Here is a 20,867-nt window from a genome sequence, read left to right as displayed (position 1 = left end):
GTCCGCACTCGTGCCCCCCTGTAGGAGCCGGCTTGCCGGCGAAGGCGTCCTCGAACCTTGCGCCAGTCTTTCGGACGCCTTCGGTTTTTGTAGGAGCCCGGCTTGCCGGCGAAGGCGTCCTCGAACCCTGCGCCAGTCTTTCAAACGCCTTCGGTTTTTGTAGGAGCCCGGCTTGCCGGCGAAGGCGTCCTCGAACCTTGCGCCAGTCTTTCAAACGCCTTCGGTTTTTGTAGGAGCCCGGCTTGCCGGCGAAGGCGTCCTCGAACCTTGCGCCAGTCTTTCGGCCGCCTTCGCTGGCAAGCCAGCTCCTACAGGTTTTGCGGTGACACATAGATCTTGTGGCATAACACACCCCCTGTAGGAGCTGCCGCAGGCTGCGATCTCTTGACGTTGCCTTTAAAAATCAAGATCAAAGGATCGCAGCCTGCGGCAGCTCCTACAGTTGACCATCCCACCCGCCACCCAGCGCCGCAATCAGCTGCACACTGGCAATCAGGCGGCTCTGCAGCAGGTCCAGGGTGCTGCGTTCATTGCTCAATGCCGCGGCCTGGACCACCACCACATCCAGGTACGCGATCACCCCCGCCTTGTACTGGTTCTCGGTCAGGCGCAACGACTCGCGGGCTGCATCCAGCGCCTGCTGACGTACCACGGCTTCGTCCTGCAGCACCTTGAGCTGGACCAGGTAGTTCTCCACTTCGCGGAAGCCGTCGAGCACGGTCTGGCGGTATTTGGCCACGGTTTCGTCGTAGGCCGCTTCACTGCGGTCCACTTCCGCCGACCGCTGGCCGCCGTCGAACAAGGTCATGGCCAGTTGCGGGCCGACCGACCAGAAACGGTTCGGCAGGCTGAACAGGTCTTTCGAGGTGCTGCTGCTGTAACCGCCGTTCAAACTCAGGGTCAGGTCCGGGTAATAAGCGGCCTTGGCCACGCCGATGTTGGCGTTGGCGGCGATGACCGAGCGCTCGGCCGAGGCGATGTCGGGGCGGCGTTCCAGCAGTTGCGAAGGCAGGCTCAATGGCACCGCCGGCAAGGCCGGGATGGTCTGGGTTTCCGCCAGGCTGAACTCAGCCGGTGGCAAGCCGATCAGCACGGCGATGGCGTTTTCCAATTGGGCGCGTTGCCAGATCAGGTCGACCATGTCCGCCTCGGTACCCTTGAGTTGCGTCTGCGCCTGGGCCACCGCGTCCTTACCGGAAACCCCGGCGCGGTACTGGTTTTCGGTCATCTTCAGCGAGCGCTGGTAGGCCGCGACGGTCGCCTCAAGTAAACGCTTCTGCTCGTCGATCACCCGCAATTGCAGGTAGTTCTGCACCAGTTCCGACTGCTGGCTCAAGCGCATCGCCGCCAGGTCGGCAAAACTCGCCTGGGCATTGGCGGTGTCGGCTTCCAGCCCGCGGCGCAACTTGCCCCAGACATCGGCTTCCCAACTGACCCCGGCCTGGGCGGTGTAGGTGTCACGAATACCACTGGAGGAACTGGTCAGGCTGGAGCTGCTGCTGCCGGTGCCCTGGCTGGAGCGGTTTTTCCCCAAGGTCAGGTCCACCGTCGGAAAAAACGCACCCCGGGCGCTGCGCACCAGGGCCTGGGCCTGGCGGTACTGGGCTTCGGACTGGGCGACGGTCTGGTTGGCGCTGTTGAGCTTGTCGATCAGGCCATTGAGTTGCTGATCGCCGTACAGCTCCCACCACGCACCGCGAGCCAGGGAATCGCTCGGATTGGCCTGGCGCCAGCCGGCCGCTTCCTTGTACTGCGCAGGTTCCGCGGTTTGCGGGCGCTGGTAATCCGGGCCGACGGCGCAGGCACTGAGCATCGCCACGCACAGCGACAGGCTCAGCAAACGCGAGCCACGGGCGGTGATCAGCGGTGTAGCCAGGTTGGACAGCGAACGGTCAGTCATAGCGGAGTTTCCAGGGCAGCATCGGTACGCACCCCACGCCAGCGGTTGAAGCGATGGCGCAGTTTGTCGAGATAGAGGTAAACCACCGGGGTGGTGTAAAGGGTCAGCACCTGGCTGAAGATCAGCCCGCCGATGATGGTCAGGCCCAGCGGCTGGCGCATTTCCGCCCCTTCGGCGCGGCTCAGCAACAACGGCAAGGCGCCGAGGATCGCGGCCAGGGTGGTCATCAGGATCGGCCGCAAACGTTGCAGGCAGGCATTGCGAATCGACTCCAGCGGTGCCATGCCCTGATGGCGCTCGAGCTGCAACGCCAGGTCGATCATCAGGATGGCGTTTTTCTTCACCACGCCGATCAGCAGGAACAGGCCAAGCAATGAGATCAGGCTGAACTCACCGCCCAGGGCATAGATCGACAACAGCGCGCCGACACCCGCCGAAGGCAAGGTCGAGAGAATGGTCAGCGGATGAATGTAGCTTTCATACAGCACGCCCAGCACCAGGTACACCGCCACCAGCGCGCCGAGGATCATCCATGGCTGGCTCTTCTGGGTCGCGGCAAAGGCATCGGCGGTGCCGGCCATTTTCGCAATGACGTCTTCGGGCAGTCCCACCGAGGCAATGGCCCGCTCGATGGCGGCACTGCCCTGCTCCACGGTCACGCCTTCGGCCATGTCGAAGGCAATGCTTTCCGAGGCGAACTGGCCTTCGTGGCTGACCCGGTCGTCTGCCAGGCTGTTCTCGTAATGGGCGATGGTCGACAGCGGTATCCGCGCGCCGTCCGCCGTGATCACCTGCACCTGCTTGAGCGTGATCGGGTCCTGGGCGTACTTCGGATTGACCTCCATCACCACCTGATACTGGTTGAGGCTGTCGTAGATGGTCGAGATCTGGCGCTGGCTGTAGGCGTTGTTGAGCACCGCCGTGACCATGTCCATGTCCACCCCCAGGCGCTTGGCCTGGTCGCGGTCGACGATCAGCGTCACCTGCTGGGCACCCCGCCCTTCGCGGGCATCGATCGCGGTCAGTTCGGGCAGCGCCTTGAGGGCGGTCACCACTTTCGGATACCACTCGCGCAACGCGCCCAGATCCCCGCTTTGCAGGATGTAGGAGTACTGCGACGAGGTCTGTTCGCGGCCACCGCCAAACTGCAGGTCCTGGTCGGCCATCAGCATCAGTTGCGCGCCGGCGACCTTGGGCATTTCCTTGCGCAGGCGTTCGATGACCTTTTGCGCGGAAATACCACGCTCCTTGATCGGTTTCAGGCGCACCAGCATGAACGCGTTGTTGGTGCCGTTGGTGCCTCCGATGAATCCGGCGACGCTTTCCACCGCCTCGTCCTTGAGCACGGCGCGGCGGAAGATCTCCATTTTCGGCTGCATCACGCTGAACGACAGACCATCGTCGCCGCGCACGAAACCGATCAGCTGACCGGTGTCCTGCTGAGGAAGAAACGTTTTAGGAACAACGATATACAACGCAACGTTAACGCCAATTGTCACAAACAGACTGAGCAGTGTCAGGCGCTTGTGACGCAGCACCCAATCGAGGCTGGTGGCGTATTTGCCGACCATCCAGTCGTTGGCCCGCCGGCTACAGCGCTGCAGGCGGTTTTCCTGGCCCGGCTTGTGCGGCTTGAGCCAGCGGGCACAGAGCATCGGCGTCAGGGTCAGCGAGACCACCAGCGACACCACGATGGCCGCCGCCAGGGTGATGGAGAATTCGCGGAACAGGCTCTCGATGATCCCGCCCATGAACAGGATCGACAGGAACACCGCCACCAGCGACACGTTCATCGACAGCAAGGTGAAGCCGACTTCCTGGGCGCCGAGGTACGCCGCCTTCATCGGCCGCACCCCCGCGTCGATGTGCCGGGAGATGTTCTCCAGCACCACGATGGCATCGTCCACCACCAGCCCGGTGGCCAGGATCAACGCCATCAGCGACAGGTTGTTCAGCGAGAAACCGTAGAGGTACATCACGGCAAAGGTGCCGACCAACGACACCGGCACCGCCAGGGTCGGGATCAGCGAGGCGCGGAAGTTGCCGAGAAACAGGAACACCACCAGGATCACCAGGGCTACGGCGATCAGCAAGGTCATTTCCGCTTCGTGCAACGTGGCCTTGATCACCGGCGAGCGGTCCATGGCCAGGTTCAGCTTGACGCTGGCCGGCAGTACGGCCTGCAACGCCGGCAACTGGGCCTTGATCTCGTTGACCGTCTCGATGATGTTGGCCCCGGCCTGGCGGTTGATCACCAGCAGCACCGCCGCATCGTCGTTGAAGAAGCCACTGTTGTAGCGGTCCTCGACGCCGTCGCTGACCTTGGCCACGTCCTTCAGGCGCAGGGCGGCACCGTCCGCGTAGTGGATGATCAGCGACTCGTAGTCCTTGGCCTTTTCCAGCTGGTCGTTGGCCTGCACCTGCAACAGCCGCTGGCCATCCTCCACCGAGCCCTTGGGCCGGCGCACGTTGGCATTGGCGATGGTGTTGCGCACATCGTCCAGGGCCACGCCGTATTGGTTGAGCGCGTGGGGTTCGAGCTCGATGCGCACCGCTGGCAGGGAGCTGCCGCCGATCTGCACTTCGCCGACGCCCTGCACTTGCGACAGGCTCTGGGACAGGATGGTCGACGCCAGGTCATAGAGCTGGCCTTTTTCCAGCACGTCCGAGGTCAACGACAACACCATGATCGGCGCCTGGGACGGGTTGACCTTCTTGTAGGTCGGCATGCTGCGCATGCCGCTGGGCAGCAGGTTGCGCGAGGCGTTGATCGCCGCCTGCACTTCCCGCGCCGCGCCGTTGATGTCGCGGTCCAGGTCGAATTGCAGGATGACCCGGGTCGAGCCCTGGCTGGAGCGGCTGCTCATGGTGTTGACCCCGGCGATGGCGCCGAAGGAACGTTCCAGCGGCGTGGCCACGGTGGAAGCCATGACTTCCGGGCTGGCGCCAGGCAGGCTGGCCTGGACCACGATCACCGGGAAGTCCATCTGCGGCAACGGCGAGACCGGCAACAGGCCGAAACTCACGCCGCCCAGCAGCATGATCGCCAGGCTGAGCAACATGGTTGCGACCGGGCGCTTGATGAAAGGACCGGAGAGGTTCATGGCTGCTCTACCGCTTCCACGGCTTCAGGCTTGCGACCCCAGCGCCGACCGAGACGGTCGAAATACAGGTAGATCACCGGTGTGGTGAACAGGGTCAGGACCTGACTCAACAGCAAGCCGCCGACCATCACCAGACCCAAGGGTTGCCGCAATTCCGCGCCGGAACCGGTGGCCAGCATCAACGGCACCGCGCCGAACAAGGCTGCCAGGGTGGTCATCAGGATCGGCCGGAAACGCAACAGTGCCGCCTGATAGATCGCCGTTTCCGGGTCCATGCCCTGGTTGCGTTCGGCGTCGAGGGCGAAGTCGATCATCATGATCGCGTTCTTCTTGACGATGCCGATCAGCAGGATGATGCCGATGATCGCGATCATCCCCAGGTCATTGCCGCTGAGGATCAACGCCAGCAAGGCGCCAACCGCCGCCGAGGGCAAGGTCGAGAGTATGGTGATCGGGTGGATGTAGCTCTCGTAGAGCACGCCCAGCACGATGTACATGGTCACCACCGCCGCCAGGATCAGCAGCAAGGTGCTCGACAGCGACGCCTGGAACGCTTCGGCCGCGCCCTGGAACTGGGTCTGCACACCAATCGGCATGCCGATGTCCTGCTGTACCTGCTCGATGATCTCTACCGCATGCCCCAGCGCCACGCCGGGGGCCAGGTTGAACGACATCATCACCGCCGGGAACTGGCCAATATGGGTGATCGCCAATTGCGCCTGGCGCTCCTCGATATGCGCCAGGCTGGACAGGCGCACCTGCCCGCCATCGGTGGTCTTGACGTGGATCTGGTCCAGCGCCTGCGGACCGATCTTCTCGCCGGACTGCGATTGCAAGACCACGCGGTATTGGCTGGCCTGGGTGTAGATCGTGGAAATCTGCCGCTGACCGAAGGCATCGTACAGCGCATCGGTGATGTTCGACACCGACACCCCGACCCGCGACGCGGCGTCGCGGTCGATCACCAGGTAGACCTGCAGGCCCTTGTCCTGCAAGTCGCTGGCCACGTCGGTCAGCTCCGGCCGTTGGGCCAGGGCTTCGACCAGGCGCCCGCTCCACAGGCTGAGCAGCTCGGAATCCGGCGACGACATGCTGAACTGGTACTGCGTGCGGCTGACCCGATCTTCGATGGTCAGGTCCTGCACCGGCTGCATGAACAGGCGGATGCCCACCAGTTTGTCCAGTTCCGGCTGCAAGCGCGCGATCACTTCAGTGGCGCTCAGGTCGCGGTCGCTGTGGGACTTGAGGTTGATCAGCAACCGACCGCTATTGAGCGTCGAGTTGTCGCCGTCGACGCCGATGTAGGACGACAGGCTCTCGACCGCCGGATCCGCCAGGATCACCTTGGCCAATTCCTGCTGGCGCTCGCTCATCGCGGCGAAGGAAATCGACTGAGGTGCTTCGGAAATGCCCTGGATCACCCCGGTGTCCTGCACCGGGAAAAAGCCCTTGGGCACCACCATGTACAGGAACACCGTCAGCGCCAAGGTGCCAATGGCCACCATCAGCGTCAGCGGCTGGTGCTTGAGAACCCACTTTAACTTTCGCCCGTAAGCCGCGATCATCCAATCAATTGCTGCACCGCTGGCGCGGTAGAAACGGCCTTGCTCTTCTTCCTTTGGCTCGCGCTTGAGCAATCGCGCGCACATCATCGGCGTCAGGGTCAGGGACACCACCAGGGAAATCAGGATCGCCACCGCCAGGGTGATCGCGAATTCGCGGAACAGCCGCCCCACCACATCGGCCATGAACAGCAGGGGGATCAGCACGGCGATCAGCGACAGGGTCAGGGAAATCAGGGTGAAGCCGATCTGCTTGGCGCCCTTGAGCGCCGCGTTCAACGGGCTGTCGCCCTCTTCGATGAACCGGGAAATGTTCTCCAGCATCACGATCGCATCGTCCACCACGAAGCCGGTGGCGATGGTCAGGGCCATCAGGGTCAGGTTGTTGACCGAAAAACCGGCCAGGTACATCACGCCGAAGGTGCCTATCAGCGACAACGGCACGGCCACCGACGGAATGATCGTGGCACTGGCCCGGCGCAGGAACAGGAAGGTGACCATCACCACCAGGGCGATGGCGATCAGCAGTTCGTGCTGCACGTCGGTGACCGAGGCGCGAATGGTCTGGGTGCGGTCGGTCAGCACGGTGACATCGAGGCCGGCCGGCAGGTTGTCGGTGATGCTCGGCAGCAAGGCCTTGATCCGGTCCACCACTTCGATCACGTTGGCCCCGGGCTGGCGCTGGATGTTCAGCAACACCGCCTGGTTTTCATTGGCCCAGGCCGCCAGCCGTTCGTTCTCGGCGCCGTCGACGATTTCTGCCACGTCCTTGAGCCGCAACGGTGCGCCGTTGGCGTAGGCCAGGATCAGGTTGGCGTAATCCTTGGGCGAGGTCAGTTGATCGTTGGCATCGAGCATCGACACCCGGGTCGGGCCGTCGAAGTTGCCTTTTGGCTGGTTGACGTTGGAGGCGCCGATCAGGGTGCGCACGTCCGACAGGTTCAGGCCGTTGGCCGCCAGCGCCTCGGGGTTGACCTTGATCCGCACCGCCTGGCGCTGGCCACCGGCAATGCTGACCATGCCGACGCCGCTGATCTGGGCGATTTTCTGCGCCATGCGCGTGTCGACCAGGTCGTTGAGCTTGGGCAACAGCATGGTCTTGGAGGTGATTGCCAAGGTCAGCACCGGGGTATCGGCCGGGTTGACCTTGTTGTACACCGGCGGTGCCGGCAAATCCTTGGGCAGCAGGTTGGTCGCGGCGTTGATCGCCGCCTGCACCTGTTGCTCGGCGACGTCCATGTTGATGTCGAGGCTGAAACGCAGGGTCAGCACCGAGGCGCCGCCGGAGCTGGTGGATGCCATCTGGGTCAGGCCGGGCATCTGCCCGAACTGGCGCTCGAGCGGCGCGGTCACGGCGCTGGTCATGACATCCGGGCTGGCGCCGGGATACAGGGTCATGACGCGAATGGTCGGGTAATCGACCTGGGGCAAGGCCGACACCGGCAGCAGGCGATAGGCGATCACGCCGGCCAGGATAATGGCCAGCATGCTCAGGGTGGTCGCAACCGGGCGAAGGATGAACAGCCGCGAGAGATTCATGCGCCGCCCTTTTTCGCCTTGTCGGCAGGTGCCGGTTCAGTCGTGGTGGCCGCGGACCTGCCCTGCAGGTGGCCGGCGGGGTTGGTCGGCACTTGCTGCGGGTCGTTGACCACTTCCACGTCGCTGCCGTCCTTGAGGCGGTCGGTGCCCTCCAGCACCACCCGATCACCGGCGGACAGGCCTTCGGTGACCACGGTGTTTTCACCGTCGCTGGCGCCTATTTTCAACTGACGGATCTTGACCTTCTTGTCGCCGTCCAGGGCATAGACGAAGGTGCCGTTGGTGCCGAACTGGATCGCTGCGGATGGCGCGAGCACCACGCCTTTGAGGGTGTCCGCCAGCAGGCGCACATTGACGAACTGATTGGGGAACAGCGCCTGGTCGCGATTTTCGTAGCGCGCCTTGAATTTCAGGGTGCCGGTGGTGACATCGATCTGGTTGTCCAGGCTCTGCAACACGCCGGTGGCCTGCAGCTTGGTGTCGCCACGATCCCAGGCCTCGGCCGGCAGCTTGGCACCGCTGCGATAGCGGGCCAGCACCACGTCGAGGCTGTTTTCCGGCAAGGTGAAGGCCACGCTGATGGGTTGGGTCTGGGTGATGATTGCCAGCGCCGTGGTGTCGTTGGCCGCCACCAGGTTGCCGACGTCCAGCTGGCGCAGGCCGACGCGCCCGGCGATGGGCGCGCGGATGCGGGTGAATTCGAGATTGAGCTTGGCGTCGTTGACCGCCGCCTGGTTGGTCTTGACCGTGCCCAGGTACTGACCGACCAGTGCCACGGCGGTGTCCAGGGTTTGCTTGGCGATGCTGTCCTCACGGTACAGGCCGGTATAGCGCTCGACATCCACCTGGGCGTTTTTCAACTGTGCCTGGTTCTGCAGCAAGGTGCCTTCAGCCTGGAGCAAGGCGTTCTGGTAGGGACGCGGGTCGATTTCAGCCAGCAGGTCGCCCGCCTTGACCATCTGCCCCTCCTCGAAATAGATCTTCATCAACTCACCACCGACACGGCTGCGCACGTTGATGGTGTTCAGCGCCGTCACCGTGCCCAGCGCCTTGTAATACAGCGGGAAATCCCCCGTGACCGCCGGCGCCACACGCACCGGCACAGGCCCTGCCGCGCCGCCAAACCCCGGCCGCATCCCGCCTGACCTGCCGGTGTGCCCGGCCACGGCTTTTTGCCCCGCACCCTCTTTCGGCGCAGCGCTGCCCGGCCAGAATTTCCAGCACAGGGCGGCGATGACCAACAGGACAAGCAGGCCAAACAGCCAGCGACGAGGACTACGGGAAGCGGAGGATTGCATTGAGTGATCAACCATTGGGCGCGTGGGCTTGTTTTACATGAGGCTGAACGATAAGCACTGGTGGGTCATAAGCAAAGCGCCTTTACCGGCAATTTACCTTCGGCTTACGTAACAGGAGAGATATCCAACATACTGAAACACAAATGAAAACGGCCTGGACAGGGCCAGGCCGTTAACAATTGTAATGCTTTACTTACTTCAGAGCGGCGAGCGCGGCTTCGTAGTTAGGTTCTTCAGCGATTTCCTTGACCAGCTCGCTGTGCAGCACGTTGTCGTTCTCGTCCAGTACCACCACGGCACGGGCGGTCAGGCCTTTGAGTGGGCCGTCAGCGATGGCCACGCCGTAGTTCTCGATGAACTCGGCACCGCGCAGGGTCGACAGGTTCTGCACGTTTTCCAGGCCTTCGGCGCCGCAGAAGCGGGCCTGGGCGAACGGCAGGTCAGCGGAGATGCACAGCACCACGGTGTTGGCGACATCGTTGGCCTGGGCGTTGAACTTGCGCACGGAAGTGGCGCAGGTCGGGGTGTCGACGCTTGGGAAGATGTTCAGCACTTTGCGCTTGCCGGCGAAGTCTTGCAGGGTGACGTCGGACAGATTGCCGGCCACAAGGGAAAAGGCTGGCGCCTTGGAACCGGCTTGTGGCAGTTGGCCGTTGACTTGAACCGGGTTGCCTTTAAGAGTGACTTGAGCCATGAACGGAGTCCTTCTGAACGTTGGTGGTGGAGAATTTTGAAGAGGCAGAAGTTAACCACGAAATTGTCCGACGACCTATGGCCAAACATAATTTGTCATGTGTCGGCGCACGAAATCGCATACAACTGGCGACCCAATCCTGCCCCCTGGAGCTGGCTTGCCAGCGATGGGCCGCGTCAGTCGACATTGATGCCAGCTGTCAGACCGCTATCGCTGGCAAGCCAGCTCCTACAGGGTTCTTCGCCAGGCACGGCATTTGTGTACGACCCGATCACGGGTTCCTTGCCTGGCATTGAATTTGTGTGCGCCCCGATCAACTGTAGGAGCTGGCTTGCCAGCGATGGCGCCGGGTCAGTCGACATCGATGCTGGATGTTAGACCGCTATCGCTGGCAAGCCAGCTCCTACAGGGGTTCCTTGCCTGGCATTGAATTTGTATGCGCCCCGATCACATGTAGGAGCTGGGTATTCATAAGTTTATCGCAATAGCGTTGTCGATTTGGCCGGTGATCGTTCGACTATAAATGAACCATCCAAATCCAGCGGAGACAACACCATGCGTTTCATGATCATCATCAAGGCCAGCCAGGACTCAGAAGCCGGCATCATGCCCAGCACCGAACTGCTGACCGCCATGGGCAACTACAACGAGGAACTGGCCAAGGCCGGCATCCTCCTCGCCGGCGAAGGCCTGCAGCCGAGCAGCAAAGGCGCCCGCGTGCGTTTCTCCGGTGACAAACGCACAGTGATCGACGGCCCTTTCGCCGAAACCAAGGAGCTGATCGCCGGTTTCTGGCTGTGGCAAGTGAAGTCCAAAGAAGAAGCCATCGAATGGGTCGAGCGCTGCCCCAACCCGATGCCGGGCACCGAAGCCGAGATCGAGATTCGCCAGGTGTTCGAGATGGAGGACTTCGGCGAGGAGTTGACACCGGAGTTGCGCGAGCAGGAAGAGCGTGCGTTCGAGCAAGGGAAGAAGCGTTGAAATTTTAACTGGCGGCCTAAAGCCAGTGTGACGAGGGGTACAGGCTCCTCGCCACCACAAAGCACAATTTCAGGGTTACCCGCGAAGAACAACCTATCAGTTCTGCTAGTAGACTGTTTAAGCGCTGAGGATGAAGCTGAAAGCCCTGCCCCACTGGCTTCGGGAGCGCTTGCAATGCGCGAAATCATGCTCTGCCGTTACTCATACGATCCACTTGACCGGCTCGTCGGGACATTGCCGCTGAGCGATGCCGAATCCCAGCGTTTTTACTGCAAGAACCTGCTGGCTACTGAGATTCAGGGCGCGTCGACGTTCTCGATTTTTCAACACGAAGAACGACACCTGGCACAGCAACAACGCGATGGCAACGCGGTTAAAACCAGCTTACTGGCGACCGATCAGCAGCGCTCGGTACTGATCGCCATCAATCCGGCCCAACACCGAACCATTTCCTACTCACCCTACGGACATCGCTCTATAAGTAACGGATTGCTCAGCCTGTTGGGGTTCAACGGCGAACGGCAAGATCCGGTGACTGGTCATTATTTTTTGGGAATCGGCTATCGGATATTCAATACGGTGTTGATGCGCTTCAACAGCCCAGACAGCTGGAGTCCTTTTGGTGATGGGGGAATTAATCCCTATGCCTATTGTTTGGGCGACTCGATTAACCGAAATGATCCAACGGGGCATATCTCCCCAGCAATTCCCTTTCTCACATTTAGACGTTCAGGGCGATTCGTACAAAGATTAGGAAGTTCTAGCAATCAACTACAGCCGGCAATCCAAAACCCCATATTGCCTACGTGGACTCGTTCAGCCTCTCAACTGGATCCCATCCCGATGCAACCATTCACCTATCGACCAGCCTCAGGAGGATTGAACAATCAGCATCGATCCCGCTTGGGTGGCTCACTGGACTCAATCGCCTCATCCTCAAGTTCAACCCGTTCATCAGAGTCGACCACTTCCCATCTATCTGCTGCCTCGTTTGGATCGAACAGTTCAATCAACTCATTCGGGTCGAACCATTCAGTCGGCTCGTACGGATCAGACAGTTCTTATGCCACGACGTCATCAGGTTCAAGACGAAGCTCGACTTCATCAGATTCGGACTGGTCTGGCTCTGGCAGACGCATCAATGTTGGTTTGATATCGGACCAGGCATTCAGAGCAGTACCCACGCCCCCTTCGGAATCACCTCGCGTGCAATTTGAAGACAACGCCTTAATACTGGAATCAGATGGAAACATTTCATCTCGCTTGGGCTCGTCCGCTCAAGTATCCCGGATCAGGCGCGACTCAAGTCATTAAATGCGATCGAGGATCACCTTCTGGCCCAACAAGTCGGCTGTTGGATAATCATGATCCGCAGCTAGCCGGCCAAACAGCGCCATCGAGAATCCGGCTTTTGTGTCGCAGCAACGCCGGGTTTTAGTATCAACGGCGCAAATCTCCACGCAACTACTTGATTCGTATCAACCTTTTAGTACACAAAATCAATACGAATCCGCACACAAAACCAAAGAATTAACCCCTTCGACTAGCGAATCGCTGGTTAACTGCTAGCGTCTACAGTCATATCCTACAGGCTGATAGGAAAGAGCTTACGCAGTAACGGCCGCCAAGTGCCGAGTCATCCAAATGAGCCACCAAGGAATCGGGGAATCATGTTGAACAAACCGGGGACGCGCGCCTTTTTTTTGGCGACCTTGCTTGCGCCTGTTGTTTGCGCCCAGGCGGATAACGCCGAGACCGCCAACAAAAGCAACAACCCGCTGAACTTCGCCCCGGGCATGAGCGCTCAGGACTACTACACCCCGAAGTACTACGACACCAACATCCATACCAATGACCTGCTGATACGCGGCACCCTGCCGATTGCGCCCAACGACTACATTGGCGTGCCGCAGTTGATACGCGCCACGGCGCCGATCAGTACCCATCCGGACCCGAACAGTGGCTACAGCACCGGCGAAGGTGACCTGAACCTGTTCGATATTTTCCTGGTGAAGACCGAGGGCGTGCAGTTGGGCATCGGCCCGATGATCACCGCCCCCACCGCCGACCAGGACGAGCTTGGTACCGGCAAATGGCAAGCCGGTCTGGCCGCGGTTGCTATCGACTCCTCACCGCGCGGCCTGTTGGGCGCGCTGGTGCAATACCAGAGCTCGTTCGCCGGCGACCACGACCGGCCCAACGTCGAAAGCGCAACGATGCAGCCCTTCATCATCCATAACCTGGAAAAGGGCTGGTACCTGCGCTCCACCGGCATCTGGACCTTCGACCTGAAGAACGACACCCACTACATCCCACTCGGTTTGGGTGGTGGCAAAGTGTGGAAGGACAGGTCCAATATCCTCAACGCCTTCATCGAACCGCAATGGACCGTCGAGAAAAAAGGCGATGGCATGCCGCAATTCACCCTGTTCGTCGGCCTCAACGCCACTTTCGGTAAATAAGGAATCCCCACTTATGCACGGTGCCATTCGCGCAGCCGGTTTCAGCCTGATGACGATGTTCGTCAGTTGCGGAGTGGGTGCCCAGGAACTGGACACCCGGATCGGCAAGATCGCCATGGAAGGCGAACTGCCCGCCCATGACTCCATTGCCAAACTCTATGCCGAACTGGACTTCCAGCAGGCGACCCAGAGTTATCTGTGGGCCTTGCCGCTGGTGTCCTACGCACAATGGCAGGAAGAGTTCCGCGACAAGCTGGGCGCCCACAATGGCGACCTGATGGTGCTCGACAGTTATGAAGACAAGCTTGGCGTCATCACCGCCAACGCCACCACGCCCTACATCCTGGGTTTCGTCGACCTGAATGAAACCGGGCCGCTGGTGATCGAGCTGCCCCCCGGCCCCACTGCGGGTGGTATTGGCGATTTCTGGCAACGGGCGATCATCGACATGGGCCAGACCGGCCCGGACAAAGGCAAGGGCGGCAAATACCTGGTGCTGCCACCGGGCGCCGAGCCACCGGCCGATGCAGGCCAGTATTACCTGGCCAGGTCGCAAACCATGAACGTGCTGGTAGGTTTTCGCGTGCTCGACCCCGACCCGGCCAAGGGCAAGGCACTGGTCGAGCAATTCCGGATGTACCCCTATGCCAAGCGTGCCGAGCCCAGCCAGACCAAACTGCTCTCCCCCGAGGGCAAAGCCTGGTCCGGCACCCAGCCACGGGGCATGGCGTACTGGGAGCGGTTGCACCAGATCATCCAGAAAGAACCGGTCAACGAACGTGATCGCTTCTACATGGCCATGCTCGCGAGCCTTGGCATCGAGAAGGACAAACCGTTCAACCCGACCGATGTCCAGCGCAAGGCCCTGGAACAAGGTGCACAAGTCGGCGAGCTGATTGCCAAGGCCAACACCTTCGCCAAGCGCTTTCCCGGTGCCCAGTACTGGCCGGACCGGCAGTGGGACACGGTGTTGAACATCGCCGACCCTTCCCAACGCGTCGCTTACTACGACCAACTGTGGGAACGCAGTGCCTGGTTCTACGAGGCGGTCACCAACACCAAGGGCATGGTTTCGAAAACCCCGGGCCTGGGCCAGACCTACCTCGGCGCCTACACCGACGCCAAGGGCAACTGGCTCGACGGTGCCAAGAGCTATCGCCTGCACGTCGGCGCCAACCCGCCGGCCAAGCAGTTCTGGTCGATGACGGTGTATGACATCGACAGCCGCTGCCTGATCGACAACCCGCAGCGCAAGGCCGACCTGTCGTCGCGCCAGGACCTGAAAAAGAACGACGACGGTTCGGTGGACCTGTACTTCGGCCCCACCCCGCCAAAAGGCTTCGAGAACAACTGGGTACAAACCCTGCCGGGCAAACACTGGTTCAGTTATTTCCGCCTGTATGCCCCGACCCTGGCCTATTTCGACAAAAGCTGGAAACTCGACGACATCACGGCCGTGGAATGACGCCGCGTGTTCATTAAGGAAGTGTCATGAATAACCGCATTCTGTTATCCGCCCTTGTACTCACCTTGAGCAGCAGTGCCTGGGCTGATTTCACCGCCACCCCGCAAGAAGCCCGGGGCATCGCCAAGGAGGCCTACCTGTACGGCTTCCCGGTGGTGGAGATGTACAAGACCCTCTACACCCAGGCCGTGGACAAGCAGAGCCCGAACTTCAAGGCGCCGTTCAACCAGATCGGCAACACCGCCAAGGCGTTCACCGCCAAGGACACCGCGTTCGTCACGCCGAATGCAGACACTCCCTACTCCTTCGTCTGGATGGACCTGCGCGCCGAGCCGGTGGTGCTGACCCTGCCGCCCATCGAAGAGCATCGCTATTACTCGGTGCAATTGATTGACGCCTACACGCAGAACTTCGCCTACCTGGGCACCCGCAGCACCGGCAACAACGGCGGCCATTTCATGATTGCCGGCCCCAATTGGCAAGGCCGGCAACCGCTGAACATCGACCGCCTGCTGCGCAGCGAAAGCAACATCGCCTATGCGCTGTATCGCACGCAGTTGTTCGATGACAAGGACCTGGCCAAGGTCAAGCAGATCCAGAAGGGCTACAAGGTTGAAACCCTCAGCCACTACGACAAGCAAAAAGCCCCGCCTGCCGCGCCGAAGGTCGATTGGCCGAAACCCACGCCGACCATGAGCGACACCCCGGACCTGTTTCGCTACCTGAATTTCATGCTGTCGTTCGCCCCGCCCCAGGACGTGGAAAAAGACCTGCTCGGGCGTTTCGCGAAAATCGGCATCGAAGCCGGCAAGCCGTTCAACCTGAGCAACCTCACAGCCGAACAACGCAAGGCCCTGGAGGATGGCATCAGCGATGCCAAGGCTGAATTCGCCGAGTTCAAGAAAACCCGGGTCGATACCCACGAAGTCACCAGCGGCGACTTTTTCGGTACCCGCGATCACCTCAAGGGCAATTACCTGTATCGCTACGCCGGCGCCAACATGGGGATCTTCGGCAACTCCGCCGAAGAAGCGAACTACATCGGTTACTTCGTCGACAAGGACGGCCAGCCGGTCGATGCCTCGAAACACGACTACACCCTGCATTTCGACAAGGGCGCCCTGCCCCCGGCTGACGCCTTCTGGTCCCTGACGATGTACGACGGCAAGAACAAGTTGCTGGTGGCCAACCCGCTCAATCGCTACCTGATCAACTCGCGGATGTTGCCCGACCTCAAGCTCGACAACGACGGCGGCCTGACCCTCTATGTTCAGAACAAAGCCCCGGCCAAGGAGCTGCAAAGCAACTGGTTGCCGGCACCGAACGGGCCGTTCTACGGCGTGTTGCGCCTGTACCTGCCAAAACCTGAAGTCAGCAACGGCCAATGGCAGATGCCGTTGTTGACGCCTGTGGCTCCACAAAATCAGTAAGCGGAGCAAGTCATGATCAAGCCTTACGTAGTGCGCTCGTTGTTAGCGCTGTGCCTGGTCGGCAGTAGTCCGCTGGTGCTCGCAGTCGAGGGTGGCGTTGGCCGGCCAATCACCGGGCAACAAGTGTTTTCCAATGCCGGGATCGTGCCGCCGGAACCGGGCTGGGTGATGTCCCTGACCAGCATCTGGTACGACGGTGATCTCAAGGGCAACTCGCAGATACCGATAGGCGGCGCAATCAGTACCGACCTGGACATGAAGGTGTCCTACACCATGGCCAACTTCACCCATGTCTGGGACACCGGCGAGGGGCGCTGGAACTATGCCTCGGCCATCGGCGTGCCGGTGCAGTACACCGACGTTACCGCGAGCATCACCGGCCCCCGTGGCCGCACCCTGGGCACCGAGGACAAGGCCACCCAGTTCGCCGACATGCTGGTAACGCCGATCGCCGCCGGCTATCACTTCGACGAGGTCAACCACATCTCGTTCTCGCTGCCGATCTACGTGCCCACAGGCGCCTACGACGTCGATCGCCTGGCCAACGCCGGGCAGAACACCTACACCTTCATGCCCACCATGGCCTTCACCCATCTCGACGGCAAGGGCGGCGAGTTCACCCTGGACAGCGGGCTGGAGTTCTATACCGAGAACGACGACACGGATTATCAGAACGGTGACCTCTTCACCCTGGACTTGCTGTGGACCCACGGTTTCGGCAATGGCTGGGCGGCCGGCATGGCGGCCGGTTACATCCAGCAGATCAACGATGACTCCGGGTCGGGCGCCTCCAGTGGCTTTCGCGGGCGTTCGGTCGGTGCCGGCCCGGTGATTGGCTGGACCGGCAAGTTCGCCGATGCCCAGGCCAACTTCAGCCTGCGCTGGGTGCCGGAGTTCGACACCAAGAACCGCCCTGAAGGCAACGGCGTCGCCGCCAACATGACCCTGGCGTTTTTCTAGGAGCAACCATGAGCGCACTCAACGACCTCAACGCCCTGCAAGCGAGCATCGCCGAAGCGGTGCTCGGCCAGGACCAGGTGATCCGGCAGATTCTCGTCGGCCTGCTGGCCAACGGGCACCTGCTGCTGGAAAGCCTGCCGGGGCTGGCCAAGACCCGCACGGTCAAGGCGCTGGCCAAGCACCTGGACGCGAAGATGAGTCGCATCCAGTTCACCCCGGACCTGTTGCCGTCGGACATTACCGGCGCCGAGGTGCTGCACCAGGTCGAGGGCAAGAACGAGATCCGCTTCCAGCCGGGGCCGCTGTTCGGCAACCTGATCCTGGCCGACGAAATCAACCGCGCCCCGGCCAAGGTCCAGGCCGCGCTGCTCGAAGCCATGGAAGAACGGCAGATAACCGTGGCCGGCAACAGCCATGCGCTGCCGGAACTGTTCATCGTCGTCGCAACGCAAAACCCCATCGAACAGGAAGGCACCTACCCGCTGCCTGAAGCGCAGATGGACCGCTTCCTGATGAAGGTGCTGCTGGATTACCCGAGCGCGGAAAACGAGAGCCAGGTGCTGCGCCTGCTGCGCGAGGAAGAAGTGGCGTTGGGTGCCAAGACTGCGCCGGTACAAGGCTTCGAGCTGTCCCAGGACGTGATCTTCGCCGCGCGCCGGGAAGTCAGTGCGGTGCATGTGTCCCCCGCCATCGACCGCTACCTGATCGACATCATCAATGCCACCCGCCACCCGGCCGATTACGACGCCGACCTCGGGCGCTGGATCAACATCGGTGCCAGCCCGCGCGGCGGTATCGGCCTGGATCGCTGCGCCCGCGCCGATGCCTGGCTGCAAGGCCAGGACTTCGTCTCGCCGGACAACGTACGCGCCGTGGTGCACCCGGTGCTGCGCCATCGTCTGCAACTGAGCTACGACGCGGTGGCTGACGGCGTAACGGCCGATCAGGTGCTCGACCGTCTGCTCGACAAAGTCGCGATTGCGGCATGAATGTCGACGGTCTGGTCTATGTCTCTCTGGCGCAATTGATGGCGCTGGAGTTCAAGGCCCGTGACCTGAGTTTTGCTGCCCGCCAACCTCAAGGCAGCATCCTGGCCGGCAACCATGCATCGCGCCTGCGTGGCCGTGGCCTGAATTTCGATGAATTGCGCCGCTATCAGCCGGGGGACGATTTGCGTCATCTGGACTGGCGGGCGTCGCTGCGCACCGGCAAACCGGTGGTGCGCACCTTTACCGAAGAACGGGACCGCCCGGCGTTGATCGTCGTCGACCAGCGCATGTCGATGTTTTTCGGCTCGCAACGCAGCTTCAAATCCGCCGTCGCCGCCGAACTCGGCGCACTGGCGGCGTGGATGGTCTTCAACGCGGGGGATCGGGTCGGCGGGCTGGTGTTCAACGATCAGCGCATCGACAGCATCGCACCCCTGCGCAGCCGCAAGCGCATCGAAGCCTTGTGCAGCCGCATCGCCCAGCAGAATCAGGAACTCAATGCGGCCAATGCCGACGCCGAAGGCGAAGACCAGTTGGACAAGGTCTTGCAGCGGTGCCTGGCGCTGGCCGGGCATGATCATCTGATCTGCATCGTCAGCGACTTTGCCGGCGCGGGCGAGCGCACCTTGCAGCTGATGCGGCAGCTGGCGGCGCACAACGATGTGATCGCCATGCAGGTCTACGATCCGCTGGGGCTGAACCTGCCCAGGAACGGCCGCCTGCTGATCACCCAGGGCCAGTTGCAGGTTGAACTGGCAGTGGAACGCCGCCAGGTGCACCAGCCGTTGGGTGACTTTCTCAGCGGTCGGCTCAAGGACGTGGCCACGCTGCTGCGACGCAGCCAGGTGCCCTTGATGATGTTCAGCACCGCCACCGAAGCTCACGAACAACTGCGCGCCGAGCTGGGCAAACGAGCGGGAGCACGGCGGTGAACCCGAATGTGCCGAGCATCGAGCAACTCAAGGAGATCGCCCTGCCCGCGCCGGTCAGCTACGCGCCGCAGACCTGGGGTTGGTGGGTGTTGTTGGCTGTGTTGGTGGTGGCGGTTGTGCTGCTGAGCGCGCGGCGCTATGTGCAATGGCGACGTGATCGTTATCGGCGTGAGGCCCTGGTGCGCTTGGCGCAGCTGCAAAAGCGAAGTGACGATCTGAATGCGTTGCGCGAGCTTCCAGAATTGCTCAAACGCACCGCCATCTCCATGCCGAACACATCCCCTGTAGGAGCTGGCTTGCCAGCGAAGGGGGCCTTGAGGCGTGCAGTGTTCTGGCGGCCGCCTTCGCTGGCAAGCCAGCTCCTACAGGGTCCCGGTGCGCTTGGGAATGCGGATTGGCAGGCCTTCCTGCAACGGCACAGTAAAGCCCCCCTACCCGCCGATTTCAGCCAACAGCTTGCACAACTGGCCTACTCACCCGATGCCGTGTTACGCGCCATGCCCAACGAGCAGCGCCAGCAACTGTTCAACACCTGCAAACACTGGGTGGAGCATCACCATGTGGCAGCTTGATTACCCCTGGCTGTTACTGCTTTTGCCCTTGCCATGGCTGGGCTATCGCTACCTACCCGATTACCGTGAGGCGCGCAGCGCGGTGCGTGTGCCTTTTTTCGCCGCCATGAGCCGAGCGGTCGGCCAGGCGCCGAGCCAGGCCGGTACGCGCACCAATCACTGGCAATTGCTGCTGAACCTGTTGGTGTGGGCGCTGTTGCTGTTGGCGGCTTCCAGACCGGTGTACGTGGAACAACCCATCGAGCGCCAGCAACCGGTGCGCGACCTGATGCTGGCCATCGACATTTCCCAGTCCATGGAAACCACCGATTTCACCGACGCCAACGGCCAGCAGATCAATCGCCTGGCCGCGGTCAAGGAAGTGGTGCATGGCTTTATCGACAAACGCAAAGAGGATCGCCTGGGCCTGATCGTGTTCGGCAGCGGCGCGTACCCGCAAGCGCCCTTGACCCTCGATCACGCCAGCCTGTCGCTGTTGCTGGACGACACCGGCATCGGCATGGCCGGCCCCAACACGGCGATCGGCGATGCCATTGGCCTGAGCCTGAAACTGCTCGATCAGGCTCATGAGCAGGAAAAAGTGCTGATTTTGCTCACCGACGGCAACGACACCAGCAGCGCCATCACCCCGGATCACGCAGCCGAAATGGCCGCGGCCAAAGGCGTGGTGATCCACACCATCGGCATTGGCGACCCCGAGGCATCCGGTGAAGCCAAGGTCAACTTACAGGGATTGCAGCAGATCGCCACGGCCACCGGTGGCAAGTTCTTCCGTGCCGAAGACCGCAACGCCCTGGATCAGGTCTACAGCACCCTCGACCAGCTCACCCCGCATCAGGTGAAAACCCTCAGCCATCAACCCAAACGCGATCTGTTCTGGTGGCCGCTTGGGGCGGCGATTGCCCTGCTCGCGCTCTATCACGTGATCGCCATGCTATCTCCTCGATTGTCCATCGCACGCCAGCGGCAGGAGGCCTGA

Annotated in this window: 15 protein-coding genes; 10 read left to right on the top strand and 5 right to left on the bottom strand. The window is 61.6% G+C overall.

Annotation, left to right across the window (positions count from 1 at the left end):
- Positions 1-436 precede the first annotated feature (436 nt).
- The 5 genes from DKB71_RS16135 to tpx form a co-directional block, all read right to left on the bottom strand.
- Complete coding sequence (locus tag DKB71_RS16135; protein ID WP_408601027.1) at positions 437-1,900, bottom strand: efflux transporter outer membrane subunit; 1,464 nt, start codon at positions 1,898-1,900, stop codon at positions 437-439.
- Positions 1,897-5,004 (bottom strand): efflux RND transporter permease subunit, encoded by a 3,108-nt coding sequence (locus tag DKB71_RS16130; RefSeq protein WP_408601026.1) that lies wholly within the window; start codon positions 5,002-5,004, stop codon positions 1,897-1,899. The genes DKB71_RS16135 and DKB71_RS16130 overlap by 4 nt, the downstream gene beginning before the upstream one ends.
- Positions 5,001-8,105 (bottom strand): MdtB/MuxB family multidrug efflux RND transporter permease subunit, encoded by a 3,105-nt coding sequence (locus DKB71_RS16125; protein ID WP_274077332.1) that lies wholly within the window; start codon positions 8,103-8,105, stop codon positions 5,001-5,003. Before DKB71_RS16125 ends, DKB71_RS16130 begins: the two co-directional genes overlap by 4 nt.
- The gene (locus tag DKB71_RS16120; RefSeq protein ID WP_408601024.1) at positions 8,102-9,418 is read right to left on the bottom strand and encodes an MdtA/MuxA family multidrug efflux RND transporter periplasmic adaptor subunit; all 1,317 of its coding nucleotides are present in this window, start codon (positions 9,416-9,418) and stop codon (positions 8,102-8,104) included. The genes DKB71_RS16125 and DKB71_RS16120 overlap by 4 nt, the downstream gene beginning before the upstream one ends.
- Before the next feature lie 178 nt (positions 9,419-9,596).
- Positions 9,597-10,097: a thiol peroxidase gene (tpx, locus tag DKB71_RS16115; RefSeq protein ID WP_274077334.1), complete on the bottom strand. Its 501-nt coding sequence runs from the start codon at positions 10,095-10,097 to the stop codon at positions 9,597-9,599.
- Between the two features lie 555 nt (positions 10,098-10,652).
- On the opposite strand from tpx, the gene DKB71_RS16110 reads away from it, so the two are divergent.
- The 10 genes from DKB71_RS16110 to DKB71_RS16065 all read left to right on the top strand — a co-directional run bounded on the left by DKB71_RS16110 (position 10,653) and on the right by DKB71_RS16065 (position 20,867).
- Positions 10,653-11,078 (top strand): YciI family protein, encoded by a 426-nt coding sequence (locus tag DKB71_RS16110; protein WP_408601023.1) that lies wholly within the window; start codon positions 10,653-10,655, stop codon positions 11,076-11,078.
- A 174-nt stretch (positions 11,079-11,252) separates the two neighbouring features.
- On the top strand, positions 11,253-12,392 hold the full coding sequence (locus DKB71_RS16105; protein ID WP_408601022.1) for an RHS repeat-associated core domain-containing protein: 1,140 nt from the start codon (positions 11,253-11,255) through the stop codon (positions 12,390-12,392).
- A gap of 356 nt (positions 12,393-12,748) precedes the next feature.
- Positions 12,749-13,540: a hypothetical protein gene (locus tag DKB71_RS16100; protein ID WP_408601021.1), complete on the top strand. Its 792-nt coding sequence runs from the start codon at positions 12,749-12,751 to the stop codon at positions 13,538-13,540.
- Positions 13,541-13,553: 13 nt separating this feature from the next.
- Positions 13,554-15,005, top strand: a complete 1,452-nt coding sequence (locus DKB71_RS16095; protein WP_408601020.1) for a DUF1254 domain-containing protein — start codon at positions 13,554-13,556, stop codon at positions 15,003-15,005.
- Between the two features lie 26 nt (positions 15,006-15,031).
- A complete protein-coding gene (locus DKB71_RS16090; RefSeq protein WP_408601019.1) occupies positions 15,032-16,435 on the top strand; it encodes a DUF1254 domain-containing protein in 1,404 nt (467 codons plus the stop codon).
- 12 nt (positions 16,436-16,447) lie between these two features.
- Positions 16,448-17,395: a transporter gene (locus tag DKB71_RS16085; RefSeq protein ID WP_408601018.1), complete on the top strand. Its 948-nt coding sequence runs from the start codon at positions 16,448-16,450 to the stop codon at positions 17,393-17,395.
- Between the two features lie 8 nt (positions 17,396-17,403).
- The gene (locus DKB71_RS16080) at positions 17,404-18,384 is read left to right on the top strand and encodes a MoxR family ATPase (RefSeq protein WP_274076951.1); all 981 of its coding nucleotides are present in this window, start codon (positions 17,404-17,406) and stop codon (positions 18,382-18,384) included.
- A complete protein-coding gene (locus DKB71_RS16075) occupies positions 18,381-19,316 on the top strand; it encodes a DUF58 domain-containing protein (RefSeq protein ID WP_408601017.1) in 936 nt (311 codons plus the stop codon). Before DKB71_RS16080 ends, DKB71_RS16075 begins: the two co-directional genes overlap by 4 nt.
- Positions 19,313-19,888 (top strand): DUF4381 domain-containing protein, encoded by a 576-nt coding sequence (locus tag DKB71_RS16070; RefSeq protein WP_323626607.1) that lies wholly within the window; start codon positions 19,313-19,315, stop codon positions 19,886-19,888. Before DKB71_RS16075 ends, DKB71_RS16070 begins: the two co-directional genes overlap by 4 nt.
- Positions 19,875-20,867, top strand: coding sequence for a vWA domain-containing protein (locus DKB71_RS16065; protein WP_408601016.1), 993 nt, complete (start codon positions 19,875-19,877; stop codon positions 20,865-20,867). Before DKB71_RS16070 ends, DKB71_RS16065 begins: the two co-directional genes overlap by 14 nt.

This window comes from Pseudomonas sp. PLMAX (genome assembly GCF_046042685.1).
In the GTDB taxonomy this organism is placed as follows: domain Bacteria; phylum Pseudomonadota; class Gammaproteobacteria; order Pseudomonadales; family Pseudomonadaceae; genus Aquipseudomonas; species Aquipseudomonas putida_AE.
The sequence above is the reverse complement of the archived record's forward strand: the minus strand, read 5'-3'. Positions and strand labels throughout refer to the sequence as shown.